This is a genomic window from Symbiopectobacterium sp. RP (assembly GCF_050472005.1).
In the GTDB taxonomy this organism is placed as follows: domain Bacteria; phylum Pseudomonadota; class Gammaproteobacteria; order Enterobacterales; family Enterobacteriaceae; genus Symbiopectobacterium.
The window spans coordinates 927,525-944,963 of sequence record NZ_JBGOGS010000002.1; the positions used below are offsets into that span (position 1 = coordinate 927,525).

Genomic DNA, 17,439 nt, shown 5'->3' on the forward strand with positions numbered 1-17,439 from the left:
TATGTGTGTACTTTTTATAAGTAAGAAAAGTCTTATTATTTTTTGATTTTTGCTAGTGCTTTGTTAATTGATAGGTTTTGACAATTGTTTTTTTTGTTTTCTTTGTAAATGTTGCCATTGTTAATAACGAAAAAGAGATGTTATAAAATCCCCGCAAAATAATGAGTGTTGAACATTACCAAGTCGAAAAAAGACGTGGTGAAATAATAGTATTAATAAATGGAGAGGATTGGATATGTATTCTTTAGCAAGTTATATTCAGGGAAAGTCAATCGTGAGTTATGTGTATTTTACTGAAGCAATGCATGATTTTAAAAATGATCAGCGCGGGGTAACCGCTGTTGAATATGCTGTTGTGGCAGCGGGTGTTGCTGCGGTTGTTACGGTTATTTTTGGTAAAAGCGGGCCTGTTACAGATATGTTGACAAGCATCTTCACCAAGATCAAAACTACGGTGGTGAGTTCTGTTAAATAGAGGTTATTAACTATCCTCTGAAAAATTGAAGCGATACTTTAACCTGAAAACAGGTACTTTATATCTGCATGTGTGTATAAAGTGCCTGTTTCTAACGCCTTTGTTGAGCTCATGCGGTAGCTATATGTCAAAAAAAGAGGGGGGTTCTTATAATGGGTATTATACCTGATTATAATTTTATAACAACAGCGAAAGCGGATTAGCGTTGAAATGAAAAAGAGCGCATTGATTATTTACATGTTAATGATTCTGACTGGTAGCATTGGTATCTTATTCTATATGAAATCCGCACGTACGCCGACACTAGGAACGAGTGAAATGCGGGGAAATTCTTCAACAGAAACCATTGTTGTGGCCGTCGCCCAGCGAGACCTGTCTGCCAACAATGTTCTGAAGAAAGACGATTTTCAATTGAAAAATATATCTGTATCACCAGAAAGCACTGATATGCAGTTCAATATAAAAGAAAATGACCTTATTCATTGGGCACTTAAAAGTGCGGTAGCCAAAGGCACCTACCTTCAACCAACTGCGTTGGTTGAGCCCGGCAGTGATGATTATATCGCTATGTTTATCATGCCAGGAAATGTGCTTTATCCCTTTGAGTTAGATGCTTCTGATAATTATCTGTTAACCAATTTAAAGCCAGGTGCCAGTGTGGATATCTATCTTTCCTATGGACTCCGTCAAGACGATAACGGAAGTCAGGACATCATCTCGCCCGCGAAGTCGATTCGCGATACACGGCTTAAACCGCTGATGATCAATAGGCGTGTATTGGCAATTCGTCCGGTAAACCAGGATGAAAAAGAGAAGTCTCAAAGCAGAAGCCAACTCTTGGTTGAACTGAGAGATGCAGAAATCAAGCTGCTAAAAGGATTAGAAGGCAACGCCAGAATACTGCTGTTTCCCACGACCAGAAACCCCATTGACTTGCGTTCGAGAGGTAGTGAAACGCTATCCGGCAAAGAGGCAACATGGCCCGTCAGTAGTGCCCCCCTGTTTGATGAACCTCGCTCGCGACCCACACATGAGTGGCGTGGTTAACAGGTCTTGCCTGTTGGGGCTGATAGGGAAATTTTAACAGAGGAAAAAGTTTGATGATGAAGCGCTTCTCATTTCACACTCGCCTAATGCTAGCACTGATTTTATTGTGTCCATTAACCGCAATGGCCGATCAACTCTTTTTAAAGCCTGGGCAGTCAAAAACATTACGAACCAAAGGGCGTGTTAATACGGTATTTATCTCAGATCCCTCGGTAGCGGACTATAAAGTATTGAATGAAAACACCATCGTATTGTATGCGAAAGTACCCGGTATTTCAGAGGTCACTGCCTATGATGCTGACACAAAAATTTTGGCTGATTTACAAATAAATGTTGATTCATTCTTGGGGGATATCAATCAGCGCATTGCGGTTGAGTTTCCCGGTAGTCAGGTGGTAGTTAAGAGTTTTATCAGCAGTGAAGGTAAATCTTATATCCTGACGGGAACTGTGCCCGATGAGGAAACCCGTGGGGCGATATATCAGTTAGTGGGCAGTGTCGTAGGGAAGGAAAGCAGAGATCTGAAGGTAAAGTATAATACTGATGATCGGGAAAGCTCAGAAGTTTTCTTTATGACAAACAAAATCTATAGCAATGTTATAAACAGATTACAATTACCCTCATCAAATCAAGTTAACGTAAAGCTCAGCGTTGTTGAGGTAAGTAAAAAATTCACAGATACTTTAGGGATCGAATGGAGTAATTTAACCCTTAGTGGACTGATTAAAGGAAATGGGGTTGTTAATGACCCTGGTGTTTTCAGTTTGATTGGTCTTAAACGTGGATTCGATGCAGAAAATATCAGTACCACAATCAGTGCTGTTAATAATGACAGTTTGGCTCGGGTACTCGCTCAACCTAATCTCACCGTGTTGTCCGGTGAAGTGGCTAGCTTTTTAGTCGGCGGTGAAATCCCGCTGTTAGTACAAAGTAAAGAGGGTACAACCATACAATATAAAGAATATGGTATTCGATTAAATGTTGCTGCTAAAGTTGAAAAGAAACAGAAAATAAAACTGTTAGTTTCTAACGAAATCAGCAGTGTTTCAGGGAGTTATGCATACAATAATTACAGCATACCTCAGATAAAAACGCGGCGTTCCAGCTCTACGATCGAAGTGGCCGATGGTGATAGCTTTGTGATTGGTGGCTTACTTAATGAAGAGGATGTGGAATCACTGACCAAGATCCCTTTCATTAGTGATATTCCTATTCTTGGTGCGCTGGCGCGTAAATCTCACACGGAAAGAAATAAAACAGAATTGGTGGTCTTTGCGACTGTCGATCTGGTTAAACCCGTGTCTTCGGCATCACGACATAAAATTCAGTTACCTGAGTATCACCGTAGCTCATCCGTTCAATTATTTTTTAATAGTGGTGTAGATAAAAATACCCGTGAAGGGCGGCTTGCCAGTGATGCCCGTAGTTTTATGGAACGCGGTGGTTTTGCCAAATAGTCATGATAAACCAGGGTGCTATACATTGGAGTTTCACATGAAATTATTTTTTGATACCAAATCGAATAATAAAAATACAACAGTGAAGTCGCAGAAGAAAAAATTTGCACAGCCAATTTTAATTATTTCACCACGACCTAATGTGATGTCTGATATCGTCAGTCAGTTGTTAATGCATCATTTAGCTGATGTCATACCGCATGAAGCGGATTTTTTTACTATGAATGATAATCCAGCTGCCAGCGATGCCATCGCTGTTATTGTCGATATTGGTGATGTGGATAATGTTGAACTTATTATGCAGATGGTTGCGCTACTCATCCCGGTTTCGGCAAAACCGATTCTGGTGGGGAATAATGACTCAATCCGCTTTGCACATGCGCTGATGATGGCAGGAATCAACTATCGGCATATTGGATCACAGTTAGCGCAATTGCCCGATCTGATTAGTGATCCTATTCCGGCTACGCATAACCGAGTGACGATGAAAATCAGCGTTCTGGGATGCAAGGGTGGAGCAGGAGCATCCACGGTGGCGCATCAGCTTTTTAAGGCCGCGGGAATGCTGACCTCAATACCCATGCTGTTGGTGCAGGGTTGCAGCGGCAGTCGAGATTTGGATTTATTGTTAGCTAAAGCGTTACCTAACGACGGCAGCATTGCCGATCTTACCGCTCATCAGTCGGTAAAGATGGAAACGTGCGACGCAGCATGGCTGTATGAGGATACCGCCTTTAATCGATATAATCTGGCTTTCTTTGATCATGGAATTCATATACACCTCGAACAGCAACTGGAACAGGTATTTATGCAGTCCCATGTCATTGTGTTGGTAATTTCACGGGCGTTAGCCTCATTGCGTGTGGCGAAAAATATACTTGAAGAGCATAAACGTTTCTTGCTGGCAAACCCAATGAAAGAAACGCGTATTTTTCTGTGTTTAAACGAGAGTCATCCCAAAAATACGGATGAGCTTGTTAATGCTGATATTGAAGAATATCTCGGGCTCGCTATTTTTAGCGTAAATACCTACAACGTTCATCATAATCAACTCTCCTCAGAGAGTTCACTTTATCGACTTGCTGCTCACCTGTTAGGCAAGTCGTTGGGCCCTAAGCCCTCCCGTAAGATTCTGTTTTCCCTGCCGACTTTTTGTCGTACCGCGCGTCAAAATGCGGTCGTGTGATTTTTGGTCTTTTTGATATCTGAGCAGCGGGCAACGGAACAAGTGAAAAAGGGAAAAAGTGATGAATATTGAAACTGAAATGACCAGCACATTGCTCTATTTCCGCGAGCAGGTGCTTAAAAATATCGATTTAGAGCGCATTGATGAGTTGAAAAATCAGCGTGATGCGCTGTTGCGAGAAGTTAACGACGCCATTCAACGCGTGATGAATAACACAGGACAATACCTTTCAAGCCGGGTTTGCAACTGCTTAAGCGAGCTTATTGGCGATGAGATTACGGGGTATGGACCGCTGCGTGAGTTGATGGAAGATGAAAGTGTCAGTGACATTTTGGTTAATGGGCCTGAACGTATTTTTGTTGAGCGAGCGGGGAAATTGGAATTAGTCGATAAGCGTTTTATCAGCAACGAGCAGTTGATTGATATTGCCCGTCGACTGGTAGCGCGGGTGGGGCGCCGCGTTGATGACTCGCAACCGTTGGTCGATGCGCGCATGCCTGACGGTAGTCGCCTGAACGTGGTCATCGCGCCTGTTGCACTGGATGGTGCCTCGATCTCAATTCGTAAGTTTGGCTCCGGGCAGAGAACGCTGGCCAATCTGCTTGAGTACGGCAGTATGAATGAGATGATGGCTAATTTTCTGGTTATCGCGAGTCGCTGCCGCGTAAATATTATTGTCTCTGGCGGGACCGGGTCTGGGAAGACAACCCTGTTAAATGCCATGTCCCACTATATCGATGAAGGCGAGCGGGTACTGACGCTGGAAGATGCAGCTGAGTTGCGTTTACAGCAACCGCATGTTGTCAGGCTGGAAACTCGTATGGCCGGTGCCGAGAACCAAGGCCAGATTACTATGCGCCATCTCGTCGTCAATGCACTGCGTATGAGGCCCGATCGCATTATTATCGGGGAGTGCCGGGGAGAAGAAGCGTTCGAAATGTTGCAGGCAATGAACACCGGCCATGATGGATCCATGTCAACCTTGCATGCCAACTCACCGCGTGATGCCTTGGCACGTCTTGAAAGTATGGTCATGATGTCAAGCACGGCACTTTCCCTTGCAGCAATCCGCCGCAATATCGTATCAGCAATCCATATCATTGTTCAGGTATCGCGCTTGCCTGATGGCTCACGAAAAGTCATTAACATTACAGAAGTAATGGGTATGGAAGGCGATAACATTATCTTGCAAGATATCTTCAGCTATTCCGCGCAGGCCGAACGCTCTGAAACGGGGGCAATTCAGGGGAGTTTTACCTCTTACGGTCTATTGCAGCGCTCAACCGTATACCAACAGGCAATAGTCCATGATATGCAAGAGCCTTTGAAGCAACTGTTCGGAAATAAATTACCATGATCTTTATCTTCATCAGCATGCTTCTACTTGGCTTGTTCCAACTCGTGCTAGAGCATCGGAAGAAAAAAAATATTCAACGCTTACGTCACGTTGCTACTGTACCGAGAACTAATAAGTTAACCTACCGACTTAAGCAGCATGCATTATGGCAATGTTTGGTGGCACTTTTCAGTGATATTTCTCGGTATTTGCTAGGTAAAGAGTATGACCTAGCGTTAAAAAATGGTTTGGTTGTCTTCGCAGTTCAAGCGGTAAGTATTTATAGTAGCTTGGAGTATTTACATATTGATTTACTTATTGTATCGCCGCTTATGTTGTTGTTGACATTGTATATACTTTTTCAACGGAGTAAAAAAGCGGCGCGAGTAGCATTCGAAACCAAATTTTCGGAGGCGTTGAATATTATTAACAGCGTTATTAGTGCTGGGAATTCAGTGATGCTCGGCATTGAACAGTGTGGTGAGAAAATTGCAGGTGTTGTTGGCAAAGAGTTTAGAGAAATATCTCAGCGCCTTGAAATTGGTGAGGATATTGAAAGTGTTTTGATGGAATCGTATCGACGTTTACCTTATAGGGAGTATTATTTTTTTATTGTCACTGTTTTGGTGAATATGAAAGGGGGAGGGCAAATCAAAGACGTCATGACACGGTTAGCAACCATGATCTCTAATGGGAGGATTATTGATAGAAAAAAATTGGCCATGACATCTGAAGTAAGAATGTCTGTAAAAATATTAACGGGCATTCCGATTTTTTTCTTCTTTTTCATAAAATACAGTTCTCCAGACAGTTTTGCCATATTGCTTTATGATCCAATGGGTAAATTCATGCTTTATTATGCGGTAGGTAGCATTTTCTCGGGGATTTTTATTCTTTGGTTAATGATGAATAAGTTATAGGTGAGTTATGTTTTATCTGTTTTCACTGCTCATGATGGTTCTGGGCCTAGGTGGAATTTTTATCCATTTTTTAAAAGACAAGAATAAAAACAAAGCATTAATGTTGTTGAATGCATATAAACATTCACGGAATGATACTGAAAACCAAGATCATGCATCGCATGTTGAGAAGATTTTGATAAAATCAAGCCGTTTGATTTCGATTGCATCATTGTTAGATAAAAATGTGATACTAAAAATGCTAACCGTCGTTACGCTTGGTGGAGTATTATTTTTACTGAACATAAGTGGTATCCTCCAAGTGTCACTGAATGTTTTACTCATTTGTTTTTTAATCCTGAGTGTATCAGTCATTATTTTACCTGACGTGGTCAAAAAGCGTATTATCGTAAAACGGTTAAAAAGCATATCAAACGATTTACCCTTTATTATTGATATGATGGCGGTTTGTATTCAGTCTGGAATGACGGTTGAAAAATCCATGCGATATATTAGTGATAACACTAAGCATGTTAATAAGGATATTGCCAAAATTCTGGAACGTGTCATGCTAAAAACAGAGGTTAGTGGAATCAATGCCGCGTTGGAACAACTTTATCAAGAGATAGCCAGTAATGAAGTGAGAATGTTCTGTACTACATTACAACAGAGCATAAATTTTGGCTCATCCATTTACAAAATGTTAATCGCTTTAGGTAAGGAAATGAGAGATATACAGTTACTCGATATGGAAGAAAAAGTGGCAAGCTTATCTGCCAAAATGACCATGCCGATGATTGGCTTTATTATGTTTCCATTGTTGGCAATAATTGTCGGACCAGGTTTGATAGGGATGATGGCATTATGGGGAAGTTAGTTAATATTTTATTATTACTTTCAGTTTTTTTTCTTGCAGGATGTGTAACCAAAAGCGGAAATCACAATGCTATTGACGAGGAGCAGAAGGAGTTTATTCTTACCAAGATGAATGATTTTCAAGGGTTAATTAAGTTATATCGTGAAAAACTAAATCGAAAAGAGGATACAAAAACACGGTATATTTTGGCAAGTCATTACCACTCTGCGATGGATTATGAATCATCAAGGCATTATTTAGCGCCTTTGCTGGTCGATAATCCCGATGAAGATATTCTGTTACTTGAAGGCAAGAATTTGCTGGAACAAGGACACATTGCTGAAGCACTTGACAGAGTTAGGGCGGCTTTGAATAAAAACCCTGAAAATGGGGAAGCGTTAAACACGCAAGGTGTGTTGCTGGCGCAGCAGGGCAATTATCTTGCCGCCAAGGTATCGTTCGATAAAGCCCGAACGCATTTTGTTGATGAAGATAAAGTCATTAATAACCTCGCGATGCTGGCGATTATGCAAGAGGATTATCCTACCGCAAGGGGCTATCTGGCCCCCTTGTATGCGCGAGGGTATACGGGTGAAAATCTATTACATAATTTAGTGTTTGTACTGGTGAAAATGCGGGATTTTGAGGGAGCAGAAGCGGTATTGCATCGAGCAAAGAACGTTGATATCCGTGATGGCTTGCTTGAATCGTTATCAAAAATCAAGCCCCGCTCTCAACGCCAGTTACAACACCGCGAATTGCTGGCTAAGCAAGATGTATCGATAAATAAAGGCAAGGATGACGAAGACGCTACGCCCACATTACCGTTATCGAAAGAGCATAATAACGAGATTATTGCGGTCCGGGCGGGACAACATCAAAAATATTTCCGCATAGCAATGGAGTCACGGGAAAGAATAGCAGTTAAAGAACTTGGTGATAGAGCGTCGAACCAGATAGTCTATGAATTACAAGGCGTGATGGCGAGTGATGACATATTGCATATAGGAAACAACTTGATGGTAGACGGCAATGTAAAGTCAATTTCAATTGCACATAAAGATAAAAATACCATTTTAGTGAAGTTCTTATTAAAGAAAAAAATGGATAAGTTGAAGGTATTTCACCTTGACGCTGAGAAATCAGCACCTGAGAGATTAGTGTTTGATTTCTATCACGGCTAATTTTTATTGGGGATATGGCTTTGTTGAATAAATAGATTTTATGCTGGCAGCCCAGCGAAACGATGGATCCTCGCAACGTAAAATCATGCAGTTAGGCCTCATGAGAAAAGTGTACACCTGAGATGACAAGCATTTTCAACCAAAACTAGCATGGAAAAACAGCATGATTACCTATTATTCAACAAAGCCTAGGGATATTCTCTGAGTTGTATCATTAAACGGATTTTTATTGTATTAGGTTGATTACCGGATCGTCTTCTGATTCGTTACACCATACCATTCAGTGGGTTAAAACGCTTCTGGCATTTTTAAGGGATGATGTAAAGTGAAAGTAGAAGGGATGCTGACAATTGTTATTAGTATAATATTGATGTTCGTCTGTTATACGGATATTCGTTGTCGGAAAATTACCAATGCGACGACATTGCTCATTTTTTCTCTCTCACTTTTATTAGCCTTTCATCATCCTGAGGATCTCTCTTTAATAGTGCTGTTGCTATTGTTTTGTCTTGGTTTTGTTTTATCTATAGTCGGCGTAATCGGTGCAGGCGATGTTAAACTGGTCTGTGCATTATCAACGGGGCTTTCAACGACAGAGATAGGTAATTTTTTATTTTTGATGGGAATGGCGGGGATCCCACTCACGTTGCTTACGTGTTTATATTATAGACTGTTCTCAAGAAATAACGTCATCACTATACCCTATGGTATTGCTATTTGCTCTGGCTATTGGCTGTTGTGGGCTGTGTAAGTAAAAGGAATAAAGAATTGAACAACAAAACAAATCATTCGATTTCATGGTATCGTTCTAGTAGCGGAAGTGCTGCGCTTGAGTTTTCTTTACTCTTTATCCCCTTTGTTATGGCATTTCTTTTTCTCGCAGAGCTGTGTCGGGTGGTTTATATTTCATCTGCCTTGGATTTGATTCTAGCTGAATCCAGCTATCGTACATCTCTTCGTCAGCCTGACAGTGATTATCACGCTTATTTTACGAAAGCCTTGAAAAAGCGTTTAGGTGTATGGCCATTATTTACCAGAAATATAGAGGTTCACGTCTCTTCGCGTTATTGTGATGATCTCACTGCGTTAATTGAGAATGGCAAATATTGCTCATCGATTCATGCAACTGGAAAACCGTTGGCACTGTATCACGTGAATATTAATTACCAGCCTATCTTCTTTCTATTTCCGACAGTGATGGTTGAACAGCAATGGAAGAGAAAGGTTGCTTTTGTTCAGGAATTTCAGCGAGGAGAATTGTAATATGTCTTCGCTTTGCAGAAACGGAAAATTGCTGTCTGAGATAAAAAGTGATAAAGGAAGCGTAGCGATTGAGTTTTTTTTCTACTTTTTTTCTATTGTACTGCTCTGTTTTTTATTGCTTGATTACAGTCGATATTTTTTAAACAAAGGCTATATGGAGCGTGTCAATCATTCTCTTGCCACCGTGTTGCGTGAACGCACTGCACTTTATCATGGGAAAGAGATCTTGACACAGGATGATGTCAATCAGTTAGATTTGCTGGCAAATATGCTCTTGGCTGAATCTCGTATCGGGGAAAAGTATAATCTCTATGTGGATGCTATCTATTTTGATGAAGATGTAAAGTCAGAAAAAAAGATAAAAGGTAAGCCCATGTCGTTTACTGTAGTTCATGTAAAAGAGGGTAATTGTCCAAAGTCAGAGTTTGCAAAGGATTTCACTAAACATATTCTGCTTTCCCCTTTTTCTCATGCTGATACTGGGTCGACGCGAACTGAGCATTGGCTACCTGTTTATCAAGTCACTCTCTGTACTCAAAGTCAGTATAGTTTGTTAATGAAAATATTACGTGCTATTGGACCATCTGTAGGAAATATCTCAGTGAGTAATGCGGTAATCCCTCGGTGAGTTTTTGGAGTTTGGGGCTTTGTTGAACAAACATATTTTATGCTGCACTCCCGGTGAAACGACAGATCCTCGCAACGCAAAATCATGCAGTTAGGCCTCATAAGAAAACTGCAAACCTGAGATGACAAGCATTTTCTACCAAAACTGGCTGGCAAAACAGCATGACTAACTATTATTCAACAAAGCCGGAGTTCGATAATTATTTCAGGGAGCGTCATGAAGATAAAATATGCTGTTGATTTCTTTCTGTTGGTATTCCACAGAGAGTCTGGGGCAATGGCATTGCCGTTTGCTATTATGTTTCCAATATTATTGATGTTTTTTTCTTTTGCACTTGATGGGGCGCATTTCCAGTCAAACCGTGCCCGATTGGCAGATGCGATGAATCAGGGGGTATTAGCTATTGCGATAAACGATCGCTGTGATTACGTCGCGGATAAAGAATGTGCTGTTAGGCATGGAAACAAAGAAGCCAATGAAAAGGTTTTGAGAGCCTATCTGAATTATTATCTGCCCTATGTGACGTTTACTGATAATGGTCTTGACGTTATTGTCAGTCTGAACCGCGATAATTCAGAAAAATTAACCTCAATTGATTATAATGCATCTGGGATTGCGACATTACATCCTATCTTCAAAAAATATAATGAGATTGGATTTAACGATGATATTCATATACGTGCAGATAGTTCTGCTGGCACGGTAAGAAAATCTATGGGACAGAAAAATATCCCTACGGATTTCGTTTTTATTGTAGACGTTTCTGGCTCAATGGGTGAGGATATTAATGGGTTCAAGCCTGATGTTAAAGGCGGTATCAAATATGATATTTTGAAAGATGCGGTAGTGAATTTTTCTCAAACTATTCTTAATGGTAATGAGAAAAATACCATTGGCATTGTTCCTTTTAATATTGCTGTTCCAGTTAAATTGAGTAAAAATGACCTTTTTGGTGGAAAAGAAATTGGCTGTTCTTTTGTCGGTAAACTTAAAAAAGAGTATGCGAAAGTTAGCAATAAAAAGATTGATTTTAACTTTTGGTATAACAAAAACTTCAATGAGAATAATAAGAGTTTCGATCAGCAGGATAAGGTAATTACCTCTTATTATAAATCAGTCGTCTCACCTGTTTTGGGACTCACCATGGAGCAAATGGTTAATGATAAAAAGTGGTGCGCTGAAATTTCGAAGATAAATGGTTCTTACAGCTGTGATGCTGATCCTCGTGCTAATTTGCGGGCGCATCCTGAAGAATTTACTCTTCATTATAATAATGCTAAGAAATTATATACGTCAGCAAAAAAATATTTAAATGTTGTAAATGTTGATACTATTGATTTCGATGAAACTTTGAAGGATGACTACTTGTTTTCTGATAAGTCAGTTACTACTTATCCCTATTTTAATTATTATAGAAACGATGGCATGTTTAATGAAATGTGTAATGGTTCTGTGCGAGGGGGAGTAAAGTCAATATCCGAATCTGAAGTAAAAAAAACAACTAATTTTTCTGGATATTCGCGAGATATTGATGCACCGTATTCTTATTTAATTGAATTAACCTCTAATGCTGACATTATCTCTCAATTTAAGAAAATGGATCTTCTTGGAGCGAACACTGACAGTAGTAGTGGTTTGCTGCGATCGCTACCTGTGATCGCAAAGGGTAATAACCCTAAAAAAGTCATTATCATGGTTACTGATGGGGAAGATAGCTCTGGGCCAAAAGCGTTGACCACAGCTCTTCATAAGGAATACCATATTTGCAAACGAATAAAAGAGGGTTTGTTAAATCACAACAAAATTCATAAGACAGTGGCGGTGGATATATTTTTTATTTCCTTAGCTAAGAACGGGATTGATGATGACAATGTTAAGTTTTGGCGGGAATTCTGTGTTGGAGAAGATAATGCTTTTGTTGTGAGTGATTATCTAAGTCTGGTGAATATACTGGCAAAAATATCTAAAAAAGAAAAAATAAACTTTATCGATAAAAGTGGTTTTTAATTGATAGGCTTAGTCCGTATTTGGGAGGGATATGAGAACAATAGTAATTGCAGATACACTCTATTATCGTTATATAGGATTGAGCGATCTTTTTTATAAAAAGTTCGACGGCAATCCTGATGTGGATGTGTTCGATCACTACAACGAGAAAAAGCTAACGCGTAGGGGAGAATACCGTAATGCGCTGGTCATTGGTAATCAAACCTTTCATGAAATGGAGAGAACTAATCGATTATTACACGCCAATAACAGCGATATAATTGTTTATCGTATTTTTTTTTCCGATATGATCAAACTACGACGCTTGAAGCGACATTTGGTACTGAGTCCTTATTGTATCGTGGTGTCTTCAGATATCGCTAATCGTGATTTATTTATGCTAAGCCATTCATGGCTGGGGTGTTTAGACAAAGAGAAATTCGCCTATGTCAGGTTTAATTCACACGAGCGACAACTGTTACAGTATTGGGAGGAGATAACACATGGTCATATTCCTGCTGGGCTTAAGAATATAGCCTACTCCGTTATTAGTCGTTTAAAACGAAAGATGGATATTCGCAGTGAATACTCTCTTTATTTGCTGTGGCGGATAACGCATCTGGAGATTTTTTCTTTGAACAATTTTTCAATGGGCAGTAACCGCAACCGGGTCAGAGCGCCAGTGCCGCATAAACTGTCGGCTACGCCCTCAATTCCCCACGGCTATTTTTTTCTGCGCTGAGTCTGTTGCATCGTCTGAAGGCCCGGGGAGCGACGCTCCCCGGACCGCGTTCTGTCGCTTAGAAATCCCAGTAATCATCTTCGGTATTAACCGCCTTACCGATGAGGTATGAAGAGCCTGAATCGGAGAAGAAATCGTGATTTTCGTCAGCGTTGGGTGACAATGCGGAAAGGATTGCCTGATTGACATCGGTCATGTTGGCAGGGAACAACGCTTCATAACCAAGGTTCATCAATGCTTTATTGGCGTTGTAATGCAGAAACTTTTTCACATCCTCCGTCCAGCCCACACCGTCGTACAGCGCTTCGGTGTAGAGAATTTCATTGTCATAGCGATCCTGCATTAAATCGAAGGCGTAGTCCTTTATCTGCTGTTGCCGCACAGCGTCAACGTTGGCGAGACCCTGCTGGAATTTATAGCCAATATAATACCTGTGCACGGGAGTTATTAGCTGTACTAGCTCAGATCTGATCTGACAGTTACCGATTATTTATACAGGTGTCTGTCAGATTACATCTGCTTCAGATTCTTTTCTGCCCAGATCCGTTTTCCATCGAGTAAAGTGGCCATCGGCGTACGCCCGCAGCACATTTTTCCCTGATGAGTTCGCTCATTATTGTAATGCCACAACCAGTTGTCCAGATCTACCTGCAGGCTTTCCAGGTCTCCATATAACTTCTTGCCGAACGTAACCTGATAAAAATCCTGCAAAATGGTTTTATGGAAGCGCTCGCAGATGCCGTTCGTCTGCGGAGACATCGCCTTCGTTTTCGTATGCTCGATATCGTTGATAGCCAGATAAAGCTGATAATCATGCTGCTCCACTTTACCACAGTACTCCGTACCCCTGTCGGTCAGTATTCTCAGCACCGGCAGTCCCTGAGCCTCGTAGAACGGGAGTACGCGATCATTGAGCAGGTCGGCGGCGGTGAGCGGTGTTTTATTCGTATACAGCTTGCAGTGTGCCACTTTCGAGTACGTATCCACGAACGTCTGCTGGTAGATACGGCCCACCCCCTTCAGATTGCCCACGTAGAAGGTGTCCTGCGAGCCCAGATACCCGGGATGTGCCGTCTCGATTTCACCGCAGGCCTCATCATCGTGCGCCTTCTTCTCCAGGGCTGCGATTTGAGCGTCGGTAAGGACAATGCCTTCTCTGGCGACCTTTTCCTCAAGCGCCTTCAGGCGTTTACGGAAGTTCTCCAGGTCGTGTCGTTGCCAGATGGAGCGCACGCCGCTGCCGGAGATAAACACGCCTTTTTTACACAGCTCATTACTGGTCCGGTGCTGCCCATGGGGCGGGAACTCAATAGCATAATCAACAACCGTGCGTTCAGTGGCTTCGTCGGCGCGGTTCTTCAGGTTCGGAACCCGGCGGTTCTGGTTAACCAGCGCATCAATGCCGTCTTCAGCAGCCAGTTTCTGATATAGCCAAGCGACTTAATTTTGATTACACCATATGGACTGAGAACAAAATCTCTGTATCGCAACCACTCTCTCTTTTTTTGCTTTTTGCTTGTGCCCATTTATGCTCAATGGGGTTAAGATCTGGCGAATATGTAGGCAAATACTCCACCATATACCCTGCATCGATGATGACTTGTTGAATATTATGTTTTTTGTGAAAAGTTGCATTGTCCATCACGATTACACTGTTTTTAGGGAGTACTGGGATAAGGACTTGTGTGACCCAGGAATAGAAAACATCGCTGTTAATATTGATATCAAATAATCCGATAGCAAACAGCGTTGTGCCTAATAAAGCGCCGATAACATTTGTTCTTCCCTTGGCTCCCCCGTTCTTCAGGCCAAAACACCGTTGACCTTTTGGGGAATAGCCGTGAGTCCGTGGGGTATCGTGTGGAAAACCACTTTCATCAATAAAAACAATAGGTTTGCCTTCTTTTTCATACTGTTGTATTTTTTGTTGAAATGCTTGCCGGGCGCTTTCGTCGGCTTTCGGATGACATAGAGTTTTTTTTATAGGTCAATCCCAGCTTTTTAAGAGCTTGCCAAATGGCCTTCTGACAAACGCCAAAACGCTTTGCACGTTCTTTTTGGTAAGCATCTGGATATGGTTCAACATCTTTTATCAACTCGGATTTATCGATCTTTCGCTGACGCGTAGTCGATGCTTTTGACGCTATTTGATTAATCCAACGCGATACAGAGGCAGGGCCAATCCGAAATTGCTTCGCTGTTTCTCGGATACTCAACCCTTCTTCTTCCCGTGTAGATATCACTTTACGTCTAAAATCAATTGAATAGCTCATTTAAATAATATAATCAAAATTAAGTCGTTTAGCTATATCTACTATCGGTTCGCTTAGCGCGTACTGCGTTTGATGTTTAAGACTGTGGCGTGTCCATGGTTTGTTTCTCTTCCAGCAGTTTTTCAACGACGCTAGGATCGGCAAGCGTAGAGATATCACCCAGATTGCTGGTATCTCCCGCCGCGATTTTGCGCAGAATACGCCGCATAATCTTGCCGGAGCGGGTTTTTGGCAGCGAGTCCGTCCAGTGCAGGATATCGGGTGTAGCAATCGGGCCAATCTCTTCACGTACCCAATTGCGTACTTCCGTGTACAGCGCACTGGAAGGCTCTTCGCCATGGTTGAGCGTAATATAGGCGTAGATAGCCTGGCCTTTCAGGCTGTGTGGGATGCCCACCACGGCGGCTTCGGCAATCTTTGGGTGTGCCACCAGAGCCGACTCTATTTCCGCCGTACCCAGACGATGGCCCGCCACGTTCAACACGTCATCCACGCGGCCGGTTATCCAGTAGTAGCCATCTTCATCGCGACGGGCACCGTCGCCGCTGAAATACATGCCTTTAAAGGTCGAAAAATAGGTTTGTTCGAAACGATCATGATCGCCAAACAGCGTACACGCCTGACCTGGCCAGGAGTCGGTTATCACCAGATTACCTTCCGTGGCCCCGTCTTGCGGCGTGCCCAGATTATCGACTAATGCAGGCTGCACGCCAAAGAAGGGAAGCGTTGCCGAACCTGGCTTGGTTTCGATCGCTCCTGGCAGCGGGGTGATCATTAATCCGCCCGTTTCCGTTTGCCACCAGGTATCGACGATCGGACATTGGCCGTTACCGATCTTGTTGAAATACCATTCCCAGGCTTCCGGGTTGATGGGTTCGCCCACTGAACCCATTACCTTCAGCGAACGCCGGTTGCTGCCTTCGATAGCTTTGTCACCGTCAGCCATCAGCGCGCGGATAGCGGTGGGGGCGGTATACAGGATATTGACGTGGTGCTTATCGACCACTTGTCCCATACGGCGTGCATCCGGCCAGTTGGGTACGCCTTCAAACATCAGCGTGGTGGCACCGCAGGCCAACGGGCCGTAGAGCAGGTAGCTGTGCCCGGTGATCCAGCCGACATCGGCGGTACACCAATAGATATCGCCGGGATGGTAGTCAAACACATATTTGAAGGTCATGGCCGCATAGACCAGATATCCGCCGGTAGTGTGCAGTACGCCTTTGGGCTTACCGGTCGAGCCGGAAGTATAGAGAATAAATAACGGATCCCCGGCATTCATCGCTTCTGGTGGGCAGTGATCGTCTGCACCGGCGATCAGATCGTGCCACCAATGGTCTCGTCCTTCGTGCCAATCGATAGCGCCACCCGTGCGTTGGTAAACAATGGTGTGTGCCACCGTTTTAACACCAGGGTTGCGCAACGCGTCGTCAATATTCTTTTTCAGCGGAATGGTGCGTCCTGCTCGGATGCCTTCATCAGAGGTAATCAGCAACTTGGCACTGGAATCGATAATGCGCCCGGCGATGGATTCGGGGGAAAAACCGCCAAAAATAACGGAATGAATGGCACCAATGCGCGTGCATGCCAGCATGGCAACCGCCGCTTCGGGCACCATGGGCATATAGATAGCGACCACATCGCCCTTTTTAATACCCAGATATTTCAACACATTAGCAAAACGACAGACGCTTTGGTGAAGTTCGCGGTAAGTCACAGTTTTGCTTTGGGTGGCGTCATCTCCTTCCCACACAATGGCGGTTTGATCACCAAGGGTGGTTAAGTGTCGATCAAGACAGTTGGCTGCAACATTTAACGTACCATCTTCGAACCAGCGAATACGGATATGACCTGGATCGAAAGAGGTGTTTTTAACTTCAGTGTACGGTTTGATCCAATCAACGATCTTACCATGCTCCCGCCAAAAGGTTTCGGGATCATTGATCGATGCCTGATACCACTCGCGATACTGCTCAGCCTTAATCAGAGCGTTCTCCGCCACTGAGGCGGGTATGGTGTGTTTATTATATTGGCTCATAGAGCTCTGTATGAACGCCTCCCCGTTTGCAAGGCTTCCGTTGTTCTGACATTGACGAGTAGTTGCAGC

Annotated in this window: 17 protein-coding genes and 2 pseudogenes; 13 read left to right on the forward strand and 6 right to left on the reverse strand. The window is 42.7% G+C overall.

Annotated features, from left to right (window positions below):
- Positions 1-235 precede the first annotated feature (235 nt).
- The 13 genes from ACD630_RS23555 (at position 236) to ACD630_RS23615 (ending at position 13,059) form a co-directional block, all read left to right on the forward strand.
- Positions 236-475 carry a Flp family type IVb pilin gene (locus tag ACD630_RS23555; RefSeq protein WP_430360840.1) on the forward strand — a complete coding sequence of 80 codons (240 nt, stop codon included), beginning with the start codon at positions 236-238 and terminating at the stop codon, positions 473-475.
- A gap of 210 nt (positions 476-685) precedes the next feature.
- Complete coding sequence (locus tag ACD630_RS23560) at positions 686-1,522, forward strand: hypothetical protein (protein WP_430360841.1); 837 nt, start codon at positions 686-688, stop codon at positions 1,520-1,522.
- 53 nt (positions 1,523-1,575) lie between these two features.
- Positions 1,576-2,979, forward strand: coding sequence for a type II and III secretion system protein family protein (locus tag ACD630_RS23565; protein ID WP_430361263.1), 1,404 nt, complete (start codon positions 1,576-1,578; stop codon positions 2,977-2,979).
- A gap of 37 nt (positions 2,980-3,016) precedes the next feature.
- Entirely contained in the window at positions 3,017-4,165 is a 1,149-nt protein-coding gene (locus ACD630_RS23570; protein WP_430360842.1) for a hypothetical protein, read from the forward strand.
- 61 nt (positions 4,166-4,226) lie between these two features.
- Positions 4,227-5,522, forward strand: coding sequence for a CpaF family protein (locus ACD630_RS23575; RefSeq protein ID WP_430360843.1), 1,296 nt, complete (start codon positions 4,227-4,229; stop codon positions 5,520-5,522).
- Between the two features lie 17 nt (positions 5,523-5,539).
- Positions 5,540-6,421 (forward strand): type II secretion system F family protein, encoded by an 882-nt coding sequence (locus ACD630_RS23580; protein WP_430360844.1) that lies wholly within the window; start codon positions 5,540-5,542, stop codon positions 6,419-6,421.
- Positions 6,422-6,428: 7 nt separating this feature from the next.
- Positions 6,429-7,277 carry a type II secretion system F family protein gene (locus ACD630_RS23585; protein ID WP_430360845.1) on the forward strand — a complete coding sequence of 283 codons (849 nt, stop codon included), beginning with the start codon at positions 6,429-6,431 and terminating at the stop codon, positions 7,275-7,277.
- On the forward strand, positions 7,265-8,440 hold the full coding sequence (locus ACD630_RS23590) for a tetratricopeptide repeat protein (RefSeq protein WP_430360846.1): 1,176 nt from the start codon (positions 7,265-7,267) through the stop codon (positions 8,438-8,440). The genes ACD630_RS23585 and ACD630_RS23590 overlap by 13 nt, the downstream gene beginning before the upstream one ends.
- A gap of 325 nt (positions 8,441-8,765) precedes the next feature.
- Entirely contained in the window at positions 8,766-9,191 is a 426-nt protein-coding gene (locus ACD630_RS23595; RefSeq protein ID WP_430360847.1) for a prepilin peptidase, read from the forward strand.
- Between the two features lie 17 nt (positions 9,192-9,208).
- Positions 9,209-9,703 carry a TadE/TadG family type IV pilus assembly protein gene (locus ACD630_RS23600; protein WP_430360848.1) on the forward strand — a complete coding sequence of 165 codons (495 nt, stop codon included), beginning with the start codon at positions 9,209-9,211 and terminating at the stop codon, positions 9,701-9,703.
- Positions 9,704-9,731: 28 nt separating this feature from the next.
- Positions 9,732-10,331 (forward strand): tight adherence pilus pseudopilin TadF, encoded by a 600-nt coding sequence (gene tadF, locus ACD630_RS23605; RefSeq protein ID WP_430360849.1) that lies wholly within the window; start codon positions 9,732-9,734, stop codon positions 10,329-10,331.
- A 216-nt stretch (positions 10,332-10,547) separates the two neighbouring features.
- A complete protein-coding gene (locus tag ACD630_RS23610) occupies positions 10,548-12,338 on the forward strand; it encodes a TadE/TadG family type IV pilus assembly protein (protein ID WP_430360850.1) in 1,791 nt (596 codons plus the stop codon).
- Between the two features lie 31 nt (positions 12,339-12,369).
- Positions 12,370-13,059: a hypothetical protein gene (locus ACD630_RS23615; protein ID WP_430360851.1), complete on the forward strand. Its 690-nt coding sequence runs from the start codon at positions 12,370-12,372 to the stop codon at positions 13,057-13,059.
- Between the two features lie 58 nt (positions 13,060-13,117).
- On the opposite strand, the pseudogene ACD630_RS23620 reads toward ACD630_RS23615, so the two are convergent.
- The 6 genes and pseudogenes from ACD630_RS23620 to acs form a co-directional block, all read right to left on the reverse strand.
- A pseudogene (locus tag ACD630_RS23620) lies at positions 13,118-13,498 on the reverse strand (ribonucleotide-diphosphate reductase subunit beta); the annotation flags it as partial.
- Positions 13,499-13,569: 71 nt separating this feature from the next.
- Positions 13,570-14,469, reverse strand: a pseudogene (locus tag ACD630_RS23625) (IS481 family transposase); the annotation flags it as partial.
- Positions 14,418-14,585: a hypothetical protein gene (locus ACD630_RS23630; RefSeq protein WP_430360852.1), complete on the reverse strand. Its 168-nt coding sequence runs from the start codon at positions 14,583-14,585 to the stop codon at positions 14,418-14,420. The gene ACD630_RS23630 and the pseudogene ACD630_RS23625, both read right to left, overlap by 52 nt.
- Positions 14,510-15,043: an IS630 family transposase gene (locus ACD630_RS23635; RefSeq protein WP_430361264.1), complete on the reverse strand. Its 534-nt coding sequence runs from the start codon at positions 15,041-15,043 to the stop codon at positions 14,510-14,512. The genes ACD630_RS23630 and ACD630_RS23635 overlap by 76 nt, the downstream gene beginning before the upstream one ends.
- Complete coding sequence (locus ACD630_RS23640; protein ID WP_430360853.1) at positions 14,967-15,332, reverse strand: IS630 transposase-related protein; 366 nt, start codon at positions 15,330-15,332, stop codon at positions 14,967-14,969. The genes ACD630_RS23635 and ACD630_RS23640 overlap by 77 nt, the downstream gene beginning before the upstream one ends.
- Positions 15,333-15,408: 76 nt before the next feature.
- Complete coding sequence (gene acs / locus ACD630_RS23645) at positions 15,409-17,370, reverse strand: acetate--CoA ligase (RefSeq protein WP_430360854.1); 1,962 nt, start codon at positions 17,368-17,370, stop codon at positions 15,409-15,411.
- Between the last annotated feature and the right edge of the window lie 69 nt (positions 17,371-17,439).

Excerpts from the sequence above, each read along its gene's own strand:
- ACD630_RS23555 (WP_430360840.1), top strand. The coding sequence starts at position 236 with ATGTATTCTTTAGCAAGTTATATTCAGGGAAAGTCAATCGTGAGTTAT.
- acs (WP_430360854.1), bottom strand. The coding sequence starts at position 17,370 with ATGAGCCAATATAATAAACACACCATACCCGCCTCAGTGGCGGAGAAC.
- ACD630_RS23585 (WP_430360845.1), top strand. The coding sequence starts at position 6,429 with ATGTTTTATCTGTTTTCACTGCTCATGATGGTTCTGGGCCTAGGTGGA.
- ACD630_RS23565 (WP_430361263.1), top strand. The coding sequence starts at position 1,576 with ATGATGAAGCGCTTCTCATTTCACACTCGCCTAATGCTAGCACTGATT.
- ACD630_RS23615 (WP_430360851.1), top strand. The coding sequence starts at position 12,370 with ATGAGAACAATAGTAATTGCAGATACACTCTATTATCGTTATATAGGA.
- ACD630_RS23560 (WP_430360841.1), top strand. The coding sequence starts at position 686 with ATGAAAAAGAGCGCATTGATTATTTACATGTTAATGATTCTGACTGGT.
- ACD630_RS23580 (WP_430360844.1), top strand. The coding sequence starts at position 5,540 with ATGCTTCTACTTGGCTTGTTCCAACTCGTGCTAGAGCATCGGAAGAAA.
- ACD630_RS23640 (WP_430360853.1), bottom strand. The coding sequence starts at position 15,332 with ATGAGCTATTCAATTGATTTTAGACGTAAAGTGATATCTACACGGGAA.
- ACD630_RS23575 (WP_430360843.1), top strand. The coding sequence starts at position 4,227 with ATGAATATTGAAACTGAAATGACCAGCACATTGCTCTATTTCCGCGAG.
- ACD630_RS23630 (WP_430360852.1), bottom strand. The coding sequence starts at position 14,585 with ATGGGCACAAGCAAAAAGCAAAAAAAGAGAGAGTGGTTGCGATACAGA.
- ACD630_RS23610 (WP_430360850.1), top strand. The coding sequence starts at position 10,548 with ATGAAGATAAAATATGCTGTTGATTTCTTTCTGTTGGTATTCCACAGA.
- ACD630_RS23570 (WP_430360842.1), top strand. The coding sequence starts at position 3,017 with ATGAAATTATTTTTTGATACCAAATCGAATAATAAAAATACAACAGTG.
- ACD630_RS23590 (WP_430360846.1), top strand. The coding sequence starts at position 7,265 with ATGGGGAAGTTAGTTAATATTTTATTATTACTTTCAGTTTTTTTTCTT.